Below are 16786 nucleotides of genomic sequence, written 5' to 3' on the forward strand. Positions count from 1 at the left end.
TACGGCACTAAGACGAGAAAGGTGAGAGCGACGGATGGAGTATGGCTTCGATATCACCTACATTTTTGATTTTATCCCCAAGCTGCTGCAGGTGCTGCATCTGACGCTGGCGATCGTGGCGGGCGCCATCGGAATCGGGCTAATCGTCGGCCTGCTGGCGGCGCTCCCCAGGCTGTACAAGGTGCCGGTGCTGCAGCGGTTGTCCCAGGTGTACACGTCGTTCTTCCGGGGCACGCCGATCCTCATCCAGCTGTTCCTGTTCTATTACGGGCTGCCGGAGCTGCTGAAGCTCGTCTATATCGACGTGACCAAGTTACCGGTGCTGTTCTTCGTCATCGTCACGTTCGGCCTGAACGCCGGAGCGACGATCTCGGAGATCATCAGGGCGGCGGTGACGGCCGTGGATCGGGGACAGGTGGAAGCAGCCTACTCGGTGGGCATGTCGGGCTACCAGGCGTTCGCGCGCATCGTGCTGCCGCAGGCGATCGCGATCGCCGTGCCGGTATTCGCGAACTTGGTCATCGCCATGCTGAAGGAGACGTCGCTCGCCTTCGCGCTGGGCGTTATGGAACTGACGGGCAAGGCGCAGACGCTCGGCACGCTGACCCGCCATTTCATGGAGACGTATATCGCGCTGGCCATTATCTATTTGGCTGTCAGCTTCACGCTAGAACGGATTCTGCTGCTCTTCGAGCGCAAGCTGCAGCGCCATATGCGGAGGGACGCGGCGGACGCGGAACGTCGCTGGCGGTTGTGGCGCGGACGCAAGCCGATGCGCGAGCGGTCCCCGGAGGTGAGCGGCAAGGAGGTGCCACGATATGAAGCTTGATCCATCCTTTATCTGGACCGCGTTCGTCGGACTGCTGCCGGCGATTCCGACGACGCTTATTCTGACGCTCGTCTCCGTCACGTGCGGCTTCGTCATCGGCACGGGTACGGCGCTCGCGCGCATGTATCGCATTCCGGTGCTGGCGCAAATCGCGAGCGGCTACGTGACGTTCATCCGGGGGACGCCGATGCTCGTGCATCTGCTGCTCATTTATTTCAGCCTGCCGCTGCTGATCGACGCGTTATCCGCGCAGTTCGATCTCGGCTGGAACTCGGCCAAGGTGCCGATGATCGCGTTCGCGTTCGTCTCCTTCTCCATTACGGCCGGCGCTTATATGTCCGAAGTGGTTCGCTCCGGTCTGATGGCCATCGACCGCGGCCAGATGGAAGCCGCGCTGTCGGTCGGCATGACGGTGCCGCAGGCGATTCGGCGCATCGTGTTCCCGCAGGCGGTCGCGGCCGCCTTGCCGAACTTGACGAACTCCGTCATCGGCATGCTGCACGGATCGACGCTCGCGTTTACCGTGTCGGTCGTCGATTTGAACGCGAAGGCGCAGATCGTCGCGTCGACGAACTGGAAATATTTCGAGGCGTATTTGGCTGCCGCGATTATTTTCTGGGGGCTGACGATCGCGATCGAACGGATCGCGGCGGCGATCGAGCGGCGGATCAGCCTGTATAGCAGAGGAGGGGTAGCATGATCCGACTAAGCGGCATCCGCAAGAGCTTCGGGCGGCAGGAGGTGCTCAAAGGCATCGACCTTCACGTCGGGAAGGGGGAAGTCGTCGCGATTCTCGGGCCGAGCGGCTCGGGCAAAACGACGCTGCTTCGGTGCATCAATTACTTGGAGAAGCCGGGCGAAGGCGAAATTCGCATCGGCGATCAGGCGCTGGACGCCAGGCGCGCCGGGAAGAAGGACGTCCATGCGCTGCGCCGGCGCTCCGCGATGGTGTTCCAGCAATACAATTTGTTCAGCCACAAGACGGCGCTCGAGAATGTTATGGAAGGTCTCGTCGTCGTGAAGAAAATGAGCAAGGACGAGGCGCGCAAGCGGGGCATCGCCCTGCTGGAGAAAGTCGGTCTCGGCGCGAAGCTGGACGCCTATCCGAGCCGGCTCTCCGGCGGACAGCAGCAGCGCGTCGGCATCGCGCGGGCGCTAGCGCTCGAGCCGGAGGTCATCTTGTTCGACGAGCCGACTTCGGCGCTTGACCCCGAGTTGGTCGGCGAAGTGCTGGCCGTCATCCGGCGCATCGCGAAGGAGGGCATCACGATGATCATCGTGACCCACGAGATGGGCTTCGCCCAGGACGTGGCGAATCGCGTCGTGTTCATGGACGAAGGGGTCATCGTCGAGGAAGGGCCGCCCGCGCAGCTGTTCGGCAATCCGAAGGAAGAGCGGACGAGGCAGTTCCTGAAGCGGCTGACGCCGGAGGCGAGCTATACGATTTAGGAGGAATGAGGATGACCGTCTCATTGAGCATATTGGATCAAAGCCCGATCTACCCGGGCGAAACGGCAGAAGACGCCTTGGCGAAGACGGTAGAGCTCGCCCGGCGCGCGGAGGCGCTCGGCTTCCGGCGCTTCTGGGTGTCGGAGCACCACGATTCGGAGCATCTGGCCGGCTCGTCGCCCGAAGTGCTGATCGCGTATCTGCTGGCGAAGACGGACCGCATCCGCGTCGGCTCCGGCGGCATTATGCTTCAGCATTACAGCCCCTACAAAGTCGCGGAGAACTTCAACGTGCTCGCCTCGCTCGCGCCGGGGCGCGTCGATCTGGGCGTCGGCCGCGCGCCGGGCGGGCTGCCCCGCAGCACGCAGGCGCTGCAGCGGGGCGTGGCGAATCCGGAGCCGCTCACGGACAAGATCGTCGGGCTGCGCCGCCATCTGACGGGCGAGCTCGAAGAAGGCGATCCGTTGGCGGGACTTGCGGCGACGCCGATTCCGCTCGCCTCGCCGGAGCTGTACGTGCTCGGCGCATCGGAGGACAGCGCCGCGCTCGCGGCCAGCCTTGGCCTGCCGTACGTGTTCTCGCTGTTCATCGGCGGGGACGAAGACGCGGCGATCCGGGCGGTGCGGAAGTACAAAGCCGAATTCAACGGCGCGAGCGGCGCCTCGCCGCAGGCGATCTTGGCGTTATCCGCGATCGTGGCGGACACGGATGAGGAGGCGCAAGGCTTGATCCCGCCTCAGAAGCTCGTGAAAGTTTACTTGGCCAGCGGGCGGAAGGTAACGCTCGGCACGATCGAGCAAGCGGAAGAATACGGACGTCAGTCCGGGGAGCCGTATACGATCGAGGAGAAAGCGCCGCTGATCGCGGCCGGTTCCAAGGCGACGGTGCGCGCGAAGCTGCTGGAGCTGCAGGAGGCGGCCGGCGTCGACGAATTCATCGTCACGGCGAACGTCGCGCCGTTCGAGAAGCGGGTGCGCTCCTATGAATTGCTGAACGAGGCGTTCGCCGAAGTGACGGCATAAAGCAAAGCGAGGAGAGGGCGATATGAGTAACGAAACGACGCTTCGCAGCGCGGCGGCCCTGTCGGGACGCCTGACCGAGATCCGGCGGGAGCTGCACCGTTATCCGGAGCTGTCCCACGAGGAGTTCGAGACGACGGCCCGGATACGCAGATGGCTGGAAGCCGCCGGCATCCGCATCGCCCCCTATCCGCTTCGGACGGGGCTGATCGCCGAGATCGGCGGCGCGCGGCCGGGGCCGGTCATCGCCCTGCGCGCGGACATCGACGCTCTGCCCATCCAAGAGGAGACCGGGCTGCCTTTCGCGTCCGAGCATCCGGGCAAGATGCATGCCTGCGGCCATGATTTCCATACGGCCGCCTTGATCGGCGCCGCTTATTTGTTGAAGGAGCGCGAGGCGGAGCTGGCCGGAACGGTTCGGCTGCTGTTCCAGCCCGCGGAAGAGAAGGCTTCGGGCGCGCGGAAGGTGGTCGAGAGCGGGGCGCTTGACGGCGTGCTCGCCGTGTTCGGCCTGCATAACAAGCCGGATCTGCCCGTCGGCACGATCGGCATCAAGGGCGGCCCGATCATGGCGGCCGCGGACGGGTTCATCGTGGAGGTGGCCGGTCTCGGCTCGCACGCCGCGGTGCCCGAAGCCGGCATCGACCCGATCGTGTCGGCGGCGCATATCGTGACCGCGCTGCAGTCGATCGTCAGCCGCAGCGTCGGCTCGCTCGACAGCGCGGTCGTCAGCGTGACGAAGCTGCACAGCGGCACGATCTGGAACGTCATCCCGGAGTTGGCTGTGCTCGAAGGGACGATCCGCACGTTCGACGAGCAGGTGCGCAGCCGCGTGATAACGCGCTTCGCCCAGATCGTGGACGGCGTCGCGGCCGCATACGGCACGACCGCCAAGCTGCGGTGGATCGAAGGTCCGCCCCCGGTCCGCAACGACGAGAGTCTGGCCGCGCTCGCTTGGCAGGAAGCGGAGCAACTTGGCCTGCTGCCGGTCGTGCCCGTTCCTTCGCCGGCGGGCGAAGATTTCGCGGTGTATCAGCAACTCGTGCCGGGACTGTTCGTCTTCCTCGGCACGTCCGGACCGCAGGAGTGGCACCATCCTGCGTTCGATCTGGACGAACGCGCGCTGCCGGTCGCGGCCGATTTCCTCGCCGCGGCGGCGGTTCGGGCGCTCGCGCATTTCGCGGGCGAAGCAGGCGGGAATCTCGCCGGATGAGCCGGGCGGGCGGCAACCGCGGAACCACGGCCGCCGAGCGCGTCTACGACTTCCTCGTCGTCGGCGCGGGCTCCATGGGCATGAGCGCCGGCTATCAGCTGGCCAAGCGGGGAGCCCGCGTGCTGCTGCTCGACGCGTTCGATCCGCCGCACGGCGAAGGCAGCCACCATGGCGAGACGCGGCTGATCCGGCACGCCTATAGCGGCGGGGACGCGTACGTCCCTCTTGCGCTGCGCGCCCAGCACTTGTGGGAGGAGGCGGAGGCGCTGACGGGCGAGCGCCTGCTCGCGAAGTCCGGCGTGCTCAATATCGCCGACCCGGACGTTCACTCGCATCGCGGCCGATATTCGGACGCGGTTCGGCTGGGCGTGTCCGCCGAGCTGCTGGACGCGGCGGACATCCGCCGCCGCTGGCCGGGTCTTGCGCTGCCCGATCGGTTCGAGGCGCTGTACGAGCCGGAAGCCGGCTATTTGTTCAGCGAGCGATGCGTAGCCGCCTACCGGAAGCTTGCGCTGGCTCATGGCGCGAAGTTGCTGACCGGCACGCCGGTAATCGGCGTTACGGCCCGCGCTGGAAGCGTAAGCGCGCATACGCCGCATGGCGATTACCATGCCGGGGCGGCCGTGCTGTGCGCCGGCGCCTGGTTCGGCGGTCTGGCCGACTTCCTGCCGCTGCCGATCCGCCCCCTTCGCAAAGTCGTCGGCTGGTTCGAGACGCGCGAAGGCGGCTTCCGGGCAGGAACATTCCCGGGATTCACGATGGCGACCGCGGGCGGCGTGTACTACGGCTTCCCGGATATCGCGGGGACGGGGCTGAAGATCGGCAGGCACGACGGCGGCCATCCATGGCAGCCGGGCGAGCCGCTTGCGCCCTTCGGCCGTTACGCCGAGGACGAGGGCGATCTGCGCGGCGCGCTCGGCGCCTTCATGCCCGGCGCCGCCGGACGTCTGCTGCGCGGCTCGGCTTGCAAATACGCGATGACCCCGGACGAACATTTCATCCTCGACCGTCATCCGGAGCACCCGCACGTGCTGATCGCGGGCGGCTTCTCCGGCCACGGCTTCAAGTTCGCGAGCGCGGTCGGCGAACTGTTGGCCGACATGGCCGACGGTGCCGCCGACGGAGCGTATAGCCGTCTGTTCGCGCTCTCTCGCTTCAACCCGGCGTCCGCGCCGGCACACGACCATTAAACGGAGGGGAACCGTATGAGCGAAACCGATATCCAGTCCTATCTGGACACCCATCTGCAGTTAACCCGGGCCATCGCGGGCCTTGGGGAAGAGCAACTGAAATGGAAACAATCCGAGACCACGTGGAGCGTCGCCGAAGTGCTGGCCCACCTGGCCGACCATAATATCGTCGTCTCCTTCCGCATTCGGGATATTCTCGCGGACACGAAAGCGCAGCTGCCGGCGTTCAACCAAGATCTGTGGGTGTCCGGGCAGCATGCGAACGACAGCGACGTCTACGAGATTCTCGACGCGTTCTGGGGACTGCTTCGCTACAACGGCCAGCTGTTCCGCCGGCTCGGCGAAGCGGAATTCGACAAGAGCGGCATTAATTTCAAAGGCGAGACGGTGCGCGTCCGCGACATCATCCGCGGCTTCGCCAAGCATGTCCAGACGCATCTGAACCAGATCGAGCGGATTAAGCAGGCGTACGAGGCGGAGCGGGGCGGCGAAGCCGGTCGGCCGGCGACTTGGGTTCCTGCGGCCGCTTCCGGCGAAGCATCGTCGTGCAGCCTGCCATCCGCGGGCGTATCTGCGAGCGGCGTTCCATCCGCAGGCATCGGAAGCGAGTCGTCCGCGGCGCTATCGGCGGCCGCTTCGCAAGGAGGGCATCCGGCATGAGCAAACGCAGGCAATTGAAGCTCGGCGCGATGCTTCACGGCGTCGGCAGCAGCACTTCGCTCTGGCGTCACCCGGACGTTCCGTCCGACGCGAGCGTCAATTTCGAGGTATACAAACGCTGGGTCGAGCAAGCCGAAGCCGGTAAATTTGACCTCGCCTTCATTGCGGACGGCCTCTATATTAACGAGAAGTCGATTCCCCACTTCTTGAACCGGTTCGAGCCGATCACGATCTTGAGCGCGCTCGCTTCGGTTAGCCAACATATCGGACTCGTCGGGACGCTGTCGACGTCCTATAGCGAGCCGTTCACGGTGGCGCGCCAGTTCGGCTCGCTCGACGTTATCAGCGGCGGCCGCGCGGGGTGGAACGTCGTGACCTCCCCGCTCGAAGGCTCGGCGCTCAATTACGGGAAGAAGGAGCATCCGGACCATGCCAAGCGGTACCGGATCGCGACGGAATATCTCGAGGTAACGCGAGGGTTGTGGGATTCGTGGGAAGACGACGCGTTCGTGCGCGACAAGGATGCCGGGGTGTTCTTCGATCCGGCGAAAATGCACGCGCTAGATCACGAGGGCGAATTTTTCTCGGTGAAAGGTCCGCTGAACATCGCGCGCAGCAAGCAAGGCCGTCCGGTTATTTTCCAGGCGGGCTCATCCGAGGTTGGGAAGAACTACGCGGCCAAGGAGGCCGACGCCATCTTCACCGGACACGAAACGATCGAGGAGGCGATCGCGTTCTATCAGGACGTGAAGCGCCGCGCGGTCGGATTCGGCCGGAATCCGGACGACGTTCTGATCTTCCCGGGCATAGGGCCGGTCATCGGCGCGACCGAAGAGGAAGCGGAGCGCAAATACCAGGAGGTCGTCGACCTCGTGTCGCCGGAGAACGCGCTGCTCTATCTGGGCCGCTTCTTCGAGCACCACGATTTCTCCCAGTACGATCTGGACGCGCCGTTCCCTGAACTGGGCGACCTGGGCCGCAACAGCTTCCAGAGCAGCACCGACCGGATTAAGGCGCAGGCGAAGGAGAAGGGGCTGACGCTGCGGCAGGTCGCGCTGTCGGTCGCGACGCCTCGTCCGACCTTCATCGGCACGCCGGAGCAGGTCGCGGACCGGGTGCAGGAGTGGTTCGAGGCGGGCGCCGCCGACGGTTTCATGGTCGGGACCTCGGTGCCGCGCGGGCTGGAAGATTTCATTACGCACGTCGTGCCGATTCTCCAAGAGCGGGGCTTGTTCCGCACCGAGTACGAGAGCGATACGCTGCGCGGGAATTTGGGACTGCCGATTCCGGCGAATCGTTACGCGGAAGCCAAGAAAACGGCGGAGCGCGTGTAAGGCGGCATAGCGCGAGCGAGCAGGAAACCTTTGCGGACGGTGAATGTACCGTCGCCCGCAAAGGTTTTTTCTTGAAATATAAGAATTTATAGTTTTCACGTATATAATTAATCTTCTATTTCTCCGGAATGAAACTTGCTGTGCCGCCAACGGACGGCGCAGCTGTTTCACCTTGTTCAACCAAAATCTAACGTTAACGTAAGCTTCAAAATCTGGTATGGTAGGAAGAACATGAAGCAACGGAAGAGAGGAGGCTGCCTCCGCCTCATGACGGATACCCGCAAATATACGGTGGAAGAAGTGACGCAGCAGCTTGGCATTACCGCACGAACGCTGCATTATTACGAGGAAGTCGGTCTGCTGCCGGACGTCTCGCGCACCGAAGGCCGCCATCGGCTCTATTGCGAGAGCATGCTGGCGCGCACCCGGCATATTTTGAAGCTGAAGCAGGTGCTTGGCGCTTCGCTGCAGGAGATTCGCGATATTTTGCAGGCGGAGGAAGAACTGGACCGGCTTAAAGCTTCATATTACGAGGAGCCGCATACGGAAGAGGAGCGCGATGCGCTGCTGGACGAGGCGACGCGTCGGCTGGAGAACATTCTCGGACACATCGACGAGAAAATGGAAAAGCTGCGGACGCTGCGGGATGGATTCTCCGAGCGGCTCGCGCGGGCGAACGCGCTGAAGCGCAGTCCGCGCGCATAGCGGAAAGGGGCGGGCTGAATCCGTCCCGGCATATTTTCAACCAAGGAGAATCTCTTACATGTCGGATCGTACGGTATATCTTAAATTATGGGGCGTCTCCCTGCTGTGGGGAGGCAACTACGTGGCGAGCGCGTACATGCTGCGCGAATTCTCGCCGATCTTCCTGTCGTTCGCGAGGCTGGTCGTCATGTCGCTCTTCCTCATCTCGGTTGCGCTCATCAACAAATCGATGCGGCGGCCGACGAAGCGCGAGTGGGGACTCCTGCTCATGGCCGGCATAACCGGCACGCTGATCAATCAGCTGTTTTATTTTACCGGTCTGAAGGAGTCGACGGCGGGCAATGCCGCGCTGATCGTCGCGCTCTCCCCCATCGCGACGACGCTGCTGTCGCGCATCTTCCTGAAGGAGGTCATCACCGGGCAAAAGCTGACCGGCGCGATCGTGGCGCTCATTGGCGTCGTCTGCATCGTGCTGTACGGCGGCAAGGAGCTCGGCATCTCGCACGGCGACTTCTATTTGCTGGTCGCCATGCTGGGAATGTCGGTCAGCCTGCTATTCATCCGCAAGCTGACGGCGGGAATGTCCTCGTACGAGGTCACGATCTACGCTACGGTGATCGGCACGATCCTCATGTCGCCGGCCGTCGCGGTCGAAGCGATGAACGGCGATCTACACGCGAGCCATCGCGTGTTCACGTGGGCGCTGCTCGTCTGCGTCGCCGTCATCGGCCAAGGACTGGCCGGCTTCTGGTGGAATTCCGGCATCGCGGTGGCGGGCGCGTCCATGAGCGCGATGTTCATGAACATCCCGCCGTTCATCGCGATCATCGTCAGTCATTTCGTGCTGGGCGATCCGATCCTGCTCGCGCAGCTCGGCGGCGGCGTGTTGATCCTGGCCGGCGTCGCGATCACGAACATGAAGCGGCGGCTGCCGGGCGAGCCGAAGACGGGCTTGGGAGTTAAGGGCGCCTAGCCGCCGGCGATTTTGTTATTCGGGCAACAATGAGAGAGCCTGCTTGGCTGTGTTTGCGCTTGCGCATCGCGGCGGGCGGGCTTTTTTGCGTGCAATATGAACAGCTGATGGCCGAAGCGCGCCGTATAATCGCGGATGCGCTCGAACGGCATTTCGGCCGTGAGATTCGGTTTGACGAGCCCGAGCTTGCGTAGCTTGAGGTACCGAATATAGGCGTCTTCCCAATTGCCATTTTGGCTGTAGGCAGTGGAACAAAATGGGCAGCACCGTCGTCAAAAAGATAGAGGTATGGGGATATTGGAATTCGTGGTACAATATGGTACCTTAACGACGGATCGAGCTCGCAAGAGCTATGAATAGAGGAGGAGAGCAAGTTGGATATGAAGCTGGCGGATCGGCGCCATTATGTGAAACTACGCGATTGCAGCGAGCTGGAGGCGATGTTCTTCGAGCAATTGCTGCAAGCGGAAGGCATCCCGTATTTCCGGCGCGAGCCGGGGGCTGGCGGCTATATGCGCGTATTTATGGGGAGCGCGCCGTTCCCGATCGAGCTTCACGTGCCGGGAGACCGGTACGAAGAGGCCGATGAGCTGATCGCCGCGTTGACGGCGGACGCCGATTGGCGGGAAGAGTTGGCCGATCCCGTGGAGGATGCGGAAGCGGAAGAGGAAGGGCGAGTGCAGGCAAGGAGGGGGCCGCGTTACTGGCGCCGAGGCATTGCGGCGTTGTTTCTGCTCGTGCTGGTCGCCATGAATCCATTCTCGGAGTACGAGGGTTTGGATAAACTGGTTGGCGTCTCCATGAGGCCGGAGTCTGCGGTTAGTTTGGCGACGATGCCTTATTTTGAATTGATTGACGGCCCCATGCATTCGACGCTGCTGACCCCCGACGAGACCGGTACGCCGCCCGAGGAAGAGGAATTGCCGCCGCCTCCGCCCGAGCATAAGATTGCCGGCGAACCCGGCGAGTTCCCATATCCGCCCGCGTTCCTCCGCTTGCTGGAGAGCGGCTCGCAGCCGGAATCGGTCATGCAGGTCGTGCTGCCGGACGGCGAGGGCACGCTGCTGCTGAGCGGGTTTCTGAATTTCGATCAAGCCAGCGAAGATTATTTGCCCGCTAAGCATCGCGTGTTCGTCGAGAGCCGCGGCTTCCCGGATAAGCTCGTTCCGTTCGCTTGGGATCCGTTCGGCGAATATTATTTCTTCGATTACCGCGAAGAGACGGACGACAGTCCGCCGATCGTGCAGGTGGTGGAAGAGTGGGAAGAAGGCGTGTATGCGGACGGCATGGCGATAATCGGCGTGACGACCATGCCGATCGCGGCTTCGTTCGAGGACTTCATGTCCAGCTTGACCGAAATGACGGACGAGTAGGAGGGGCGGCATGAACCGGAAATATAAAGCGAACGGCTTCATTCTCGCCGCCGTCGCGCTGCTAGCGATTCTCATCCTTTATACGTCGGGCAAGGACAAGCAGCTGTACGGCAATGACAACGAATCGGTCATCCAAGTCATTCAATCGATCGACGGCTATCGCGGCGCCGAGGTCGAGCTGCTGGAAACCAGGGATATCGGCGATGACCGCTACGTCGCTTTTTTGGCGAATAACAAACCGGCCTATATTGAATTCAATCGGAACGATAAGGGCAATTACGCATGGAGCAGCGGCACGGGACCGAGTAACGAAGATTTCGCTTCTTTCCTCATTCACGGCCCGGAAGGCGCCGTTCCGAACTTTCTCTTCATAGCTAACGAACGAAGCGAAGTCGCGAAGCTCGAGCTGTCCGTCAACGACGAGTCGATCGTGCAGACGTTCCCTGTCCGCCAGAAGTCGGCAACTTGGCTGGAGCTGCCTAAGACAGAGGAAGACTCCTATCGTTTCGGTTACAAATACTACGACGAAGCGGGCAGCTTGCTGAATTCGCCGAACTAGCTTCGGCACTGCGAAAGTTTGCCATCAACGGAGGTGACAGGGATGACAACCAGTCGATTAGGAGCCTATGTATCCGGACTGCTGCTCCTCGGCTTAGCCGCCATCGCGGGTATGGTCTTGTGGAGCAAAAGCTATTATCCACCCCTGCCGTTCGATTCGGTTAGCAAGCGCGAGGCGCTCGCGATCGTCCGGCAGGCGCCCCAGGACACGCTTGCGAAGGTGGCGGACGACGCGCGCTTCGACTGGTATCTGACGAAGACGGACGGCGCCAAAGAGAAGGTCAAACGTTGGTTTACGGATCGAGGCTGGACGTTCAAGGATCAGGAAGGCGCGGCGCTTTTCTTCGAACGGAACGGCCAAACGGCGATCGCCGCGACGACGCAATGGACGGGGCGATACGTGCTATGCCAGATTCCGGCGGATGCGACGTGAACGCGCCGCGCCTGAACGCATCGAGCGCCGCCAGCGTGTACATGCTTAACGAGCCATACGATTCGGAAGCCTTCGAATCCGCTATACTGCGGCGCCGGAGGCTTTTTCATATTGTAATCTCGGAGTGAGGGGGACGGTTCGTGTGGACGGGGCACGGACGGTACTTGTCCGCCGCTGCTTGGTCTCGCGCGCTCCTTGCTCCAATCGTACAAACCAAGCGGCTTTTCTGCTAAATTCGCGCCAGCCAAGGTGCCGCTACAATAGGGGCAAGGGAGAGGCAGGGCGCATGCGCGAAGCCTCCCGTGGTTGTGAAGGGAGAACGATAGGCGTGAACGAAAAATTAGAGACGAGAGTCTTGAGCTCCTTGTCGAAAGTATTCAGCGACGAAGAGTTGACGGAGATGTCCTTCCAACAGGCATCCGCCTTGCAGGGCGAGACTTACGCTTTCCAGGTCGCGTACCGATCCAAGAACATGATTAAGCCGTTGATCGTGCGCGCGGAATCGACGCTGGGCGGCACGGTCGCGATCCGCACCGTCGGCTTGGCTCCGTCGGAGCTGCCGTGCTTCGACGACGCCGACGCGGACAGCCTGCGAACGACGCCGGGACTGTATCCCGATCCGTTGTACCCGCCGGACGTGCAGCCGCCGCGGGCGCTGCCGGGACAGTGGCGGGCGGTATGGGTGACGGTTGACATTCCGACGTCGGCGGCAGGCGGAACTTACCCGGTCCGTGTCCTATTCGAGGAAGAGTCGGGCGATGCGCTAGGCGAAGAGACGTTCCGGCTGACCGTCGTTCCGCAGCAGCTGCCGAAGCAGCGTCTCATCCATACCGAGTGGTTCCACGCGGATTGCATTGCCACGTATTACGGCTGTCCCGCATTCAGCGAGGAGCACTGGCGGCGGCTGGAACAGTTCATCGGGACGGCGGCCGCGCACGGCATCAACATGCTGCTGACGCCGCTCTTCACGCCGCCGCTCGATACGGAAATCGGCGGAGAGCGGCCGACCGTGCAGCTCGTCGACGTGACGCTTGCGGACGGGCGGTACAGCTTCGGGTTCGATCGTTTGAAGCGGTGGGTGGAACTTGCGCTCGAGAAGGGAATCGAATACTTCGAGTTCTCTCATCTGTTCACGCAGTGGGGGGCGAAGCACGCGCCGAAGATCGTGGCGATCGCGGATGGGGAGGAGCGGCGGATTTTCGGTTGGGAGACGGATGCGGCCGGCGAAGCGTACCGCGGTTTCCTGAATGCGTTCCTGCCTGAGCTGGTGGCCTTCATCAAGGCGAACGGACTTGAGGCCCGCAGTTATTTTCACGTATCCGACGAGCCTTCCCGGGAGCATCTAGAGCAGTACCGGACGGTCAGCGCGATGCTGCGGGAGCATCTGAGCGAATTCCCGATGATCGACGCGCTATCGGACTACGCCTTCCACGAGCTCGGGCTGGTCGAAATTCCGGTGCCGGCCAACGACCATATCGAGTCGTTCCTCGAACATGGCGTGGATCCGCTGTGGACCTACTATTGCGTCTCCCAGCGGCAGGGCGTATCGAACCGGTTCTTCCATATGCCGTCCAGCCGCAACCGGATCATCGGGCTGCAGCTGTACAAATACGGATTGCAGGGCTTCCTGCATTGGGGCTACAACTTCTGGAATTCGCAATACTCGCGCAAGGCGGTCGATCCCTTCCGGGTGACGGATGCCGACATGAGCTTCCCGTCCGGGGACTCGTTCCTCGTCTATCCGGGCGAGGACGGGCCGATCGAGTCGATCCGACTGGAGGTGTTCGCCGAAGCGCTGCAGGATCTGCGGGCGATGGAGCTGCTGGAATCGCGAATCGGGAAAGAAGCCGTCGTCGCGCTAATCGAAGACGGGTTGGAGCGGCCGATTACCTTCAGCGACTACCCGCGTTCGGCATCCTGGCTGCTCGAGGTGAGAGAGCGGGTGAACGGTAAGTTGGCCGACTTGGATTGCAGCAACTGAAGGTTGCGTGCAGCATGTCGGCAGCGACTTGGATTGCAGCAACTGAAGGTTGCGTGCAGCATGTCGGCAGCGACTTGGATTGCCGTAATCTTTGGTTACGGCAGCATTTCGCTTTGCCCCCGCACGCCGATGCGAGCCTGCGTCGACTTTGCATATTCCGAGGGCGACATGCCGACGGCGCGCTTGAAATCCCGGGAGAAATAATGCAGGCTCGCGTAGCCGAGCTTGGCCGCGATTTCCGAGAAATTGTACAGCTCCTCGCGAATCATCGTCTTCGCCTCTTCGATCTTCAGCCGTTTGAAACAATCGAGCGCGCCTTGCGCCATATGCGTGCGGAAGATGCGTTTCAGCTGACTACGGCCGAGATGGACCTCCCGGCACAGATCGTCCAGCGTAAGCGCCTCCGATAGGTTGTCCTTCATATACGCGATTGCCAGCCGAACAATTCGTTGTTCGGCTTTCTCCTGTCTGGCCGAAGTAAGCTTCCGCTTGTCTGGCGCGGCTTCCTCGTCGCGGCATTCGTTCCGAATGAGGCGGATGAGCAGCAGCGTCAAAAACGACTTCAGCGCTTGCTCGCCCGCGAAAGGCGCATCTTCCCGCAGCGACAAGCCGTGCGCGTACGGATCGTCGAACGGCGGCTTATAGGTGCGGAATCCTTCCTGCAGCAGGAGCGACAGCAAATTCCGCTCTTCGTTGCCGAGCGCCGCGATTTTGCCCGCCAGCCTATTCAGATGAGGCGACTCGCATGCCCAGGCCATGACGATCAGGTTCGGCGGTTTGTGCGCGGCTCCGACGCGAACCGCGTGGAATTCGCCCGGCTGGTGGAAAATAACCATTCCGGCCTTCAGCAGATGCGTCCGTTCGCCGGCGCGCACCTCGACTTCCCCTTTGTCGACGTACAGCAACTCCCAGAAATCGTGGGCTTCGCCGTCGAACGTGAACCCTTTCGCGTATTCGAAATAATGAAACGAAATCAACTTGCGGATCGATAAGGCTTCCGACAGCTCGCGTCCGCTGAAATCCATCGCGTTCATCCCCCCGGCAGGGCAGCATTTGGCTTCTAGTTTACCATAGCGCGACGACGGGCGGGGTACAAACTCGCGTTCATTTAGGCGGTTGGTTCGGTTCGGCATGCTTGCCGGAGCGCGTAAGTACGCCGATAATCGGACCTCCCTTTGCCTATTTCGACAATTCCTTGGCATGTATACCTTTTTGCATCCTTTTCTTGCAAGTATTGGTCATGGAAAAAAATCGCCAATCGCTGTATAACTAGATTACGATTGCATGACATATCACGATACGTTTCGGCAAACTTACTGAAAAGTAAGGACGCAAAGTCATGGGCCTAACGCGCGCGCGCAACGGCTGCCAGACCGCTTGCCCCGAGGCATTCGCGTCAGAAGCGGATGCCTTTTTGCCATATGGAAAAGTATCGGGTTCACCTTGATGCAAATACAAAAGCCTCTATTTCTACGGAATGAAGCGCGCAACGCCGCAAAAGACGGAGCAGCCGACGTTTCAATTTGACCTTTATATACCAAGTATGCACGGGGGAACAACTATGAATGCACGCTCGCGGCCCAATGCCCTTGTTCTTTTTATCGTTTTTCTTTGTTTTCAGTTCTTCGAGATGATCCGCACGGGCGGGAATAGCGACCTGCTCTACGTCATGAACATCGTGGCTCCTGCGCTCGCGATAGCCGTGATGATCCCCGTACTGAAGCGGGTTCAAGGCGCGAGTCGTCGATTTTGGCGATTGATCGTTATTACGCTGGTGCTCGAAATGCTGGCGCAATCCATATGGGCGGCCAGCGATTGGATCTGGCAGATGCCCAAGCCGGAGTTAAGCGCGGCGGATGTGCTGTGGCTGCTGCAGTCCGGGTTGCTCGTGGCGGCGATGGCGCAATTGGTGCGCGGCGGCAAGGAACGATTCCGTCTCGTCACCGACTCGCTCTCGCTCTTGGTCAGTCTATTGGTCGTTAGCTGGGAATTCGTCATCAGACCGGCGTATGCCAATGCATGGACCGAAGGGATCGACCTGTCGGTCGCGGTCAATATGCTATACCCGATAGCCGATGCGCTGATGCTGTTTATTCTGTTCATCTGGGTGCTGAACAGCGACCGGCAATACAGCCGGTCGGCCCGAGTATATATTGTCCTTGCCTTTCTGCTCTATATCGCCGGCGATACGGCGTACTGGTTGTTCGTGGATATTCGGGAGCTGGATATCGAGGGCTATCTGGATGCCTGCTGGAGCGTGGGCGCCTTCGCGTTGGCGATGGCCTGCAAGCATGAGGCGGCGGATACGCGCAATGCGGCGTGGAACGAGCCGACGCAGCACAATCGAGTGGTTCAGATGATAAAATTCGGCATGCCTTATTTGGGACTCCTGATCGTGACGTTCATCATTCTCATCGACCGGATGAACCCGTTTATCCAGTACGCGCTGCTGTTTATCGTCGTGCTGATCATCTTTCGTCAAGTATTGTTCTTTGCGGAGCGGGAACGCCTGCACGAACGGCTGCAATCCACGCTGGCGATGACCGAATTCGTGGCTCGTCATGATGGTTTGACCGGGCTGCTCAATCGCAAGTCGTTCCTGGAGAAGCTGGAGGCGTCGATCAACGAGGCTGCCCGATCGGAAGAGCAAGTCGCGGTCTGCTACTTCGATCTTGACCGGTTCAAGCCGGTGAACGACCAGTACGGCCACCGGGCTGGCGACTTGCTGCTGCAGGCGGTGGCGGACCGGCTTCGGGGACTGCAGGAGGAGAACGTCACGTTCGCGCGGCTGGGCGGAGATGAATTCGCGCTTGTCATGGAGAAGGCGACGCGCGAGCGGGTCGGCCGGTTGGCCGTCGCGATCGCGGCGCGTCTATCGGAGCCATATCGCATGGAAGAGCTGGAGCTGCATGTCTCATCGAGTATCGGCGTCGCGCTCTACCCGGATCATGCCGTTCTGCCGGCGGAGCTGATCCAGCTGGCGGATGCCGCCATGTACATGGCGAAGCGCGAAGGAGGGTGCCGGGCGGTCTTCGCTCCGGCACATGAAGGCGGTTGACACCGGGAGCC

The 16786-nt window shown here is 61.6% G+C and carries 16 protein-coding genes and 1 riboswitch; of the genes, 15 read left to right on the forward strand and 1 reads right to left on the reverse strand.

The window, feature by feature from the left end:
- Positions 1-34 precede the first annotated feature (34 nt).
- The 14 genes from BCM02_RS15460 to BCM02_RS15525 all read left to right on the forward strand — a co-directional run bounded on the left by BCM02_RS15460 (position 35) and on the right by BCM02_RS15525 (position 13717).
- Complete coding sequence (locus tag BCM02_RS15460; protein ID WP_148929995.1) at positions 35-829, forward strand: amino acid ABC transporter permease; 795 nt, start codon at positions 35-37, stop codon at positions 827-829.
- On the forward strand, positions 819-1529 hold the full coding sequence (locus BCM02_RS15465) for an amino acid ABC transporter permease (RefSeq protein WP_148929996.1): 711 nt from the start codon (positions 819-821) through the stop codon (positions 1527-1529). Before BCM02_RS15460 ends, BCM02_RS15465 begins: the two co-directional genes overlap by 11 nt.
- Positions 1526-2278 carry an amino acid ABC transporter ATP-binding protein gene (locus tag BCM02_RS15470; protein ID WP_148929997.1) on the forward strand — a complete coding sequence of 251 codons (753 nt, stop codon included), beginning with the start codon at positions 1526-1528 and terminating at the stop codon, positions 2276-2278. Before BCM02_RS15465 ends, BCM02_RS15470 begins: the two co-directional genes overlap by 4 nt.
- Before the next feature lie 11 nt (positions 2279-2289).
- Complete coding sequence (locus BCM02_RS15475; RefSeq protein ID WP_148929998.1) at positions 2290-3300, forward strand: LLM class flavin-dependent oxidoreductase; 1011 nt, start codon at positions 2290-2292, stop codon at positions 3298-3300.
- Positions 3301-3322: 22 nt separating this feature from the next.
- Complete coding sequence (locus BCM02_RS15480; RefSeq protein ID WP_148929999.1) at positions 3323-4510, forward strand: amidohydrolase; 1188 nt, start codon at positions 3323-3325, stop codon at positions 4508-4510.
- Complete coding sequence (gene solA, locus BCM02_RS15485) at positions 4507-5700, forward strand: N-methyl-L-tryptophan oxidase (RefSeq protein WP_148930000.1); 1194 nt, start codon at positions 4507-4509, stop codon at positions 5698-5700. The genes BCM02_RS15480 and solA overlap by 4 nt, the downstream gene beginning before the upstream one ends.
- 15 nt (positions 5701-5715) lie before the next feature.
- On the forward strand, positions 5716-6360 hold the full coding sequence (locus tag BCM02_RS15490) for a DinB family protein (protein WP_148930001.1): 645 nt from the start codon (positions 5716-5718) through the stop codon (positions 6358-6360).
- The gene (locus tag BCM02_RS15495; RefSeq protein ID WP_148930002.1) at positions 6357-7694 is read left to right on the forward strand and encodes an LLM class flavin-dependent oxidoreductase; all 1338 of its coding nucleotides are present in this window, start codon (positions 6357-6359) and stop codon (positions 7692-7694) included. Before BCM02_RS15490 ends, BCM02_RS15495 begins: the two co-directional genes overlap by 4 nt.
- 267 nt (positions 7695-7961) lie before the next feature.
- Positions 7962-8399 carry a MerR family transcriptional regulator gene (locus BCM02_RS15500; protein WP_148930003.1) on the forward strand — a complete coding sequence of 146 codons (438 nt, stop codon included), beginning with the start codon at positions 7962-7964 and terminating at the stop codon, positions 8397-8399.
- Between the two features lie 58 nt (positions 8400-8457).
- A complete protein-coding gene (locus BCM02_RS15505; protein WP_148930004.1) occupies positions 8458-9372 on the forward strand; it encodes a DMT family transporter in 915 nt (304 codons plus the stop codon).
- A gap of 380 nt (positions 9373-9752) precedes the next feature.
- Positions 9753-10745, forward strand: a complete 993-nt coding sequence (locus BCM02_RS15510; RefSeq protein ID WP_246183406.1) for an SMI1/KNR4 family protein — start codon at positions 9753-9755, stop codon at positions 10743-10745.
- 10 nt (positions 10746-10755) lie between these two features.
- Positions 10756-11304 carry a hypothetical protein gene (locus BCM02_RS15515; protein ID WP_148930006.1) on the forward strand — a complete coding sequence of 183 codons (549 nt, stop codon included), beginning with the start codon at positions 10756-10758 and terminating at the stop codon, positions 11302-11304.
- Positions 11305-11346: 42 nt separating this feature from the next.
- Positions 11347-11736: a hypothetical protein gene (locus BCM02_RS15520; protein ID WP_148930007.1), complete on the forward strand. Its 390-nt coding sequence runs from the start codon at positions 11347-11349 to the stop codon at positions 11734-11736.
- A 286-nt stretch (positions 11737-12022) separates the two neighbouring features.
- On the forward strand, positions 12023-13717 hold the full coding sequence (locus BCM02_RS15525; protein ID WP_148930008.1) for a glycoside hydrolase domain-containing protein: 1695 nt from the start codon (positions 12023-12025) through the stop codon (positions 13715-13717).
- Between the two features lie 95 nt (positions 13718-13812).
- Here the strand turns inward: BCM02_RS15525 and BCM02_RS15530 are convergent, their stop codons facing one another.
- On the reverse strand, positions 13813-14742 hold the full coding sequence (locus BCM02_RS15530) for a helix-turn-helix domain-containing protein (protein ID WP_187434233.1): 930 nt from the start codon (positions 14740-14742) through the stop codon (positions 13813-13815).
- 271 nt (positions 14743-15013) lie between these two features.
- A riboswitch (cyclic di-GMP riboswitch) is annotated at positions 15014-15098 on the forward strand.
- 180 nt (positions 15099-15278) lie between these two features.
- Between BCM02_RS15530 and BCM02_RS15535 the strand changes: the two genes are divergently transcribed.
- The gene (locus tag BCM02_RS15535) at positions 15279-16775 is read left to right on the forward strand and encodes a GGDEF domain-containing protein (protein ID WP_187434234.1); all 1497 of its coding nucleotides are present in this window, start codon (positions 15279-15281) and stop codon (positions 16773-16775) included.
- Positions 16776-16786 lie beyond the last annotated feature (11 nt).

The organism is Paenibacillus methanolicus, from assembly GCF_008124765.1.
Classification (GTDB): domain Bacteria; phylum Bacillota; class Bacilli; order Paenibacillales; family Paenibacillaceae; genus Paenibacillus_Z; species Paenibacillus_Z methanolicus.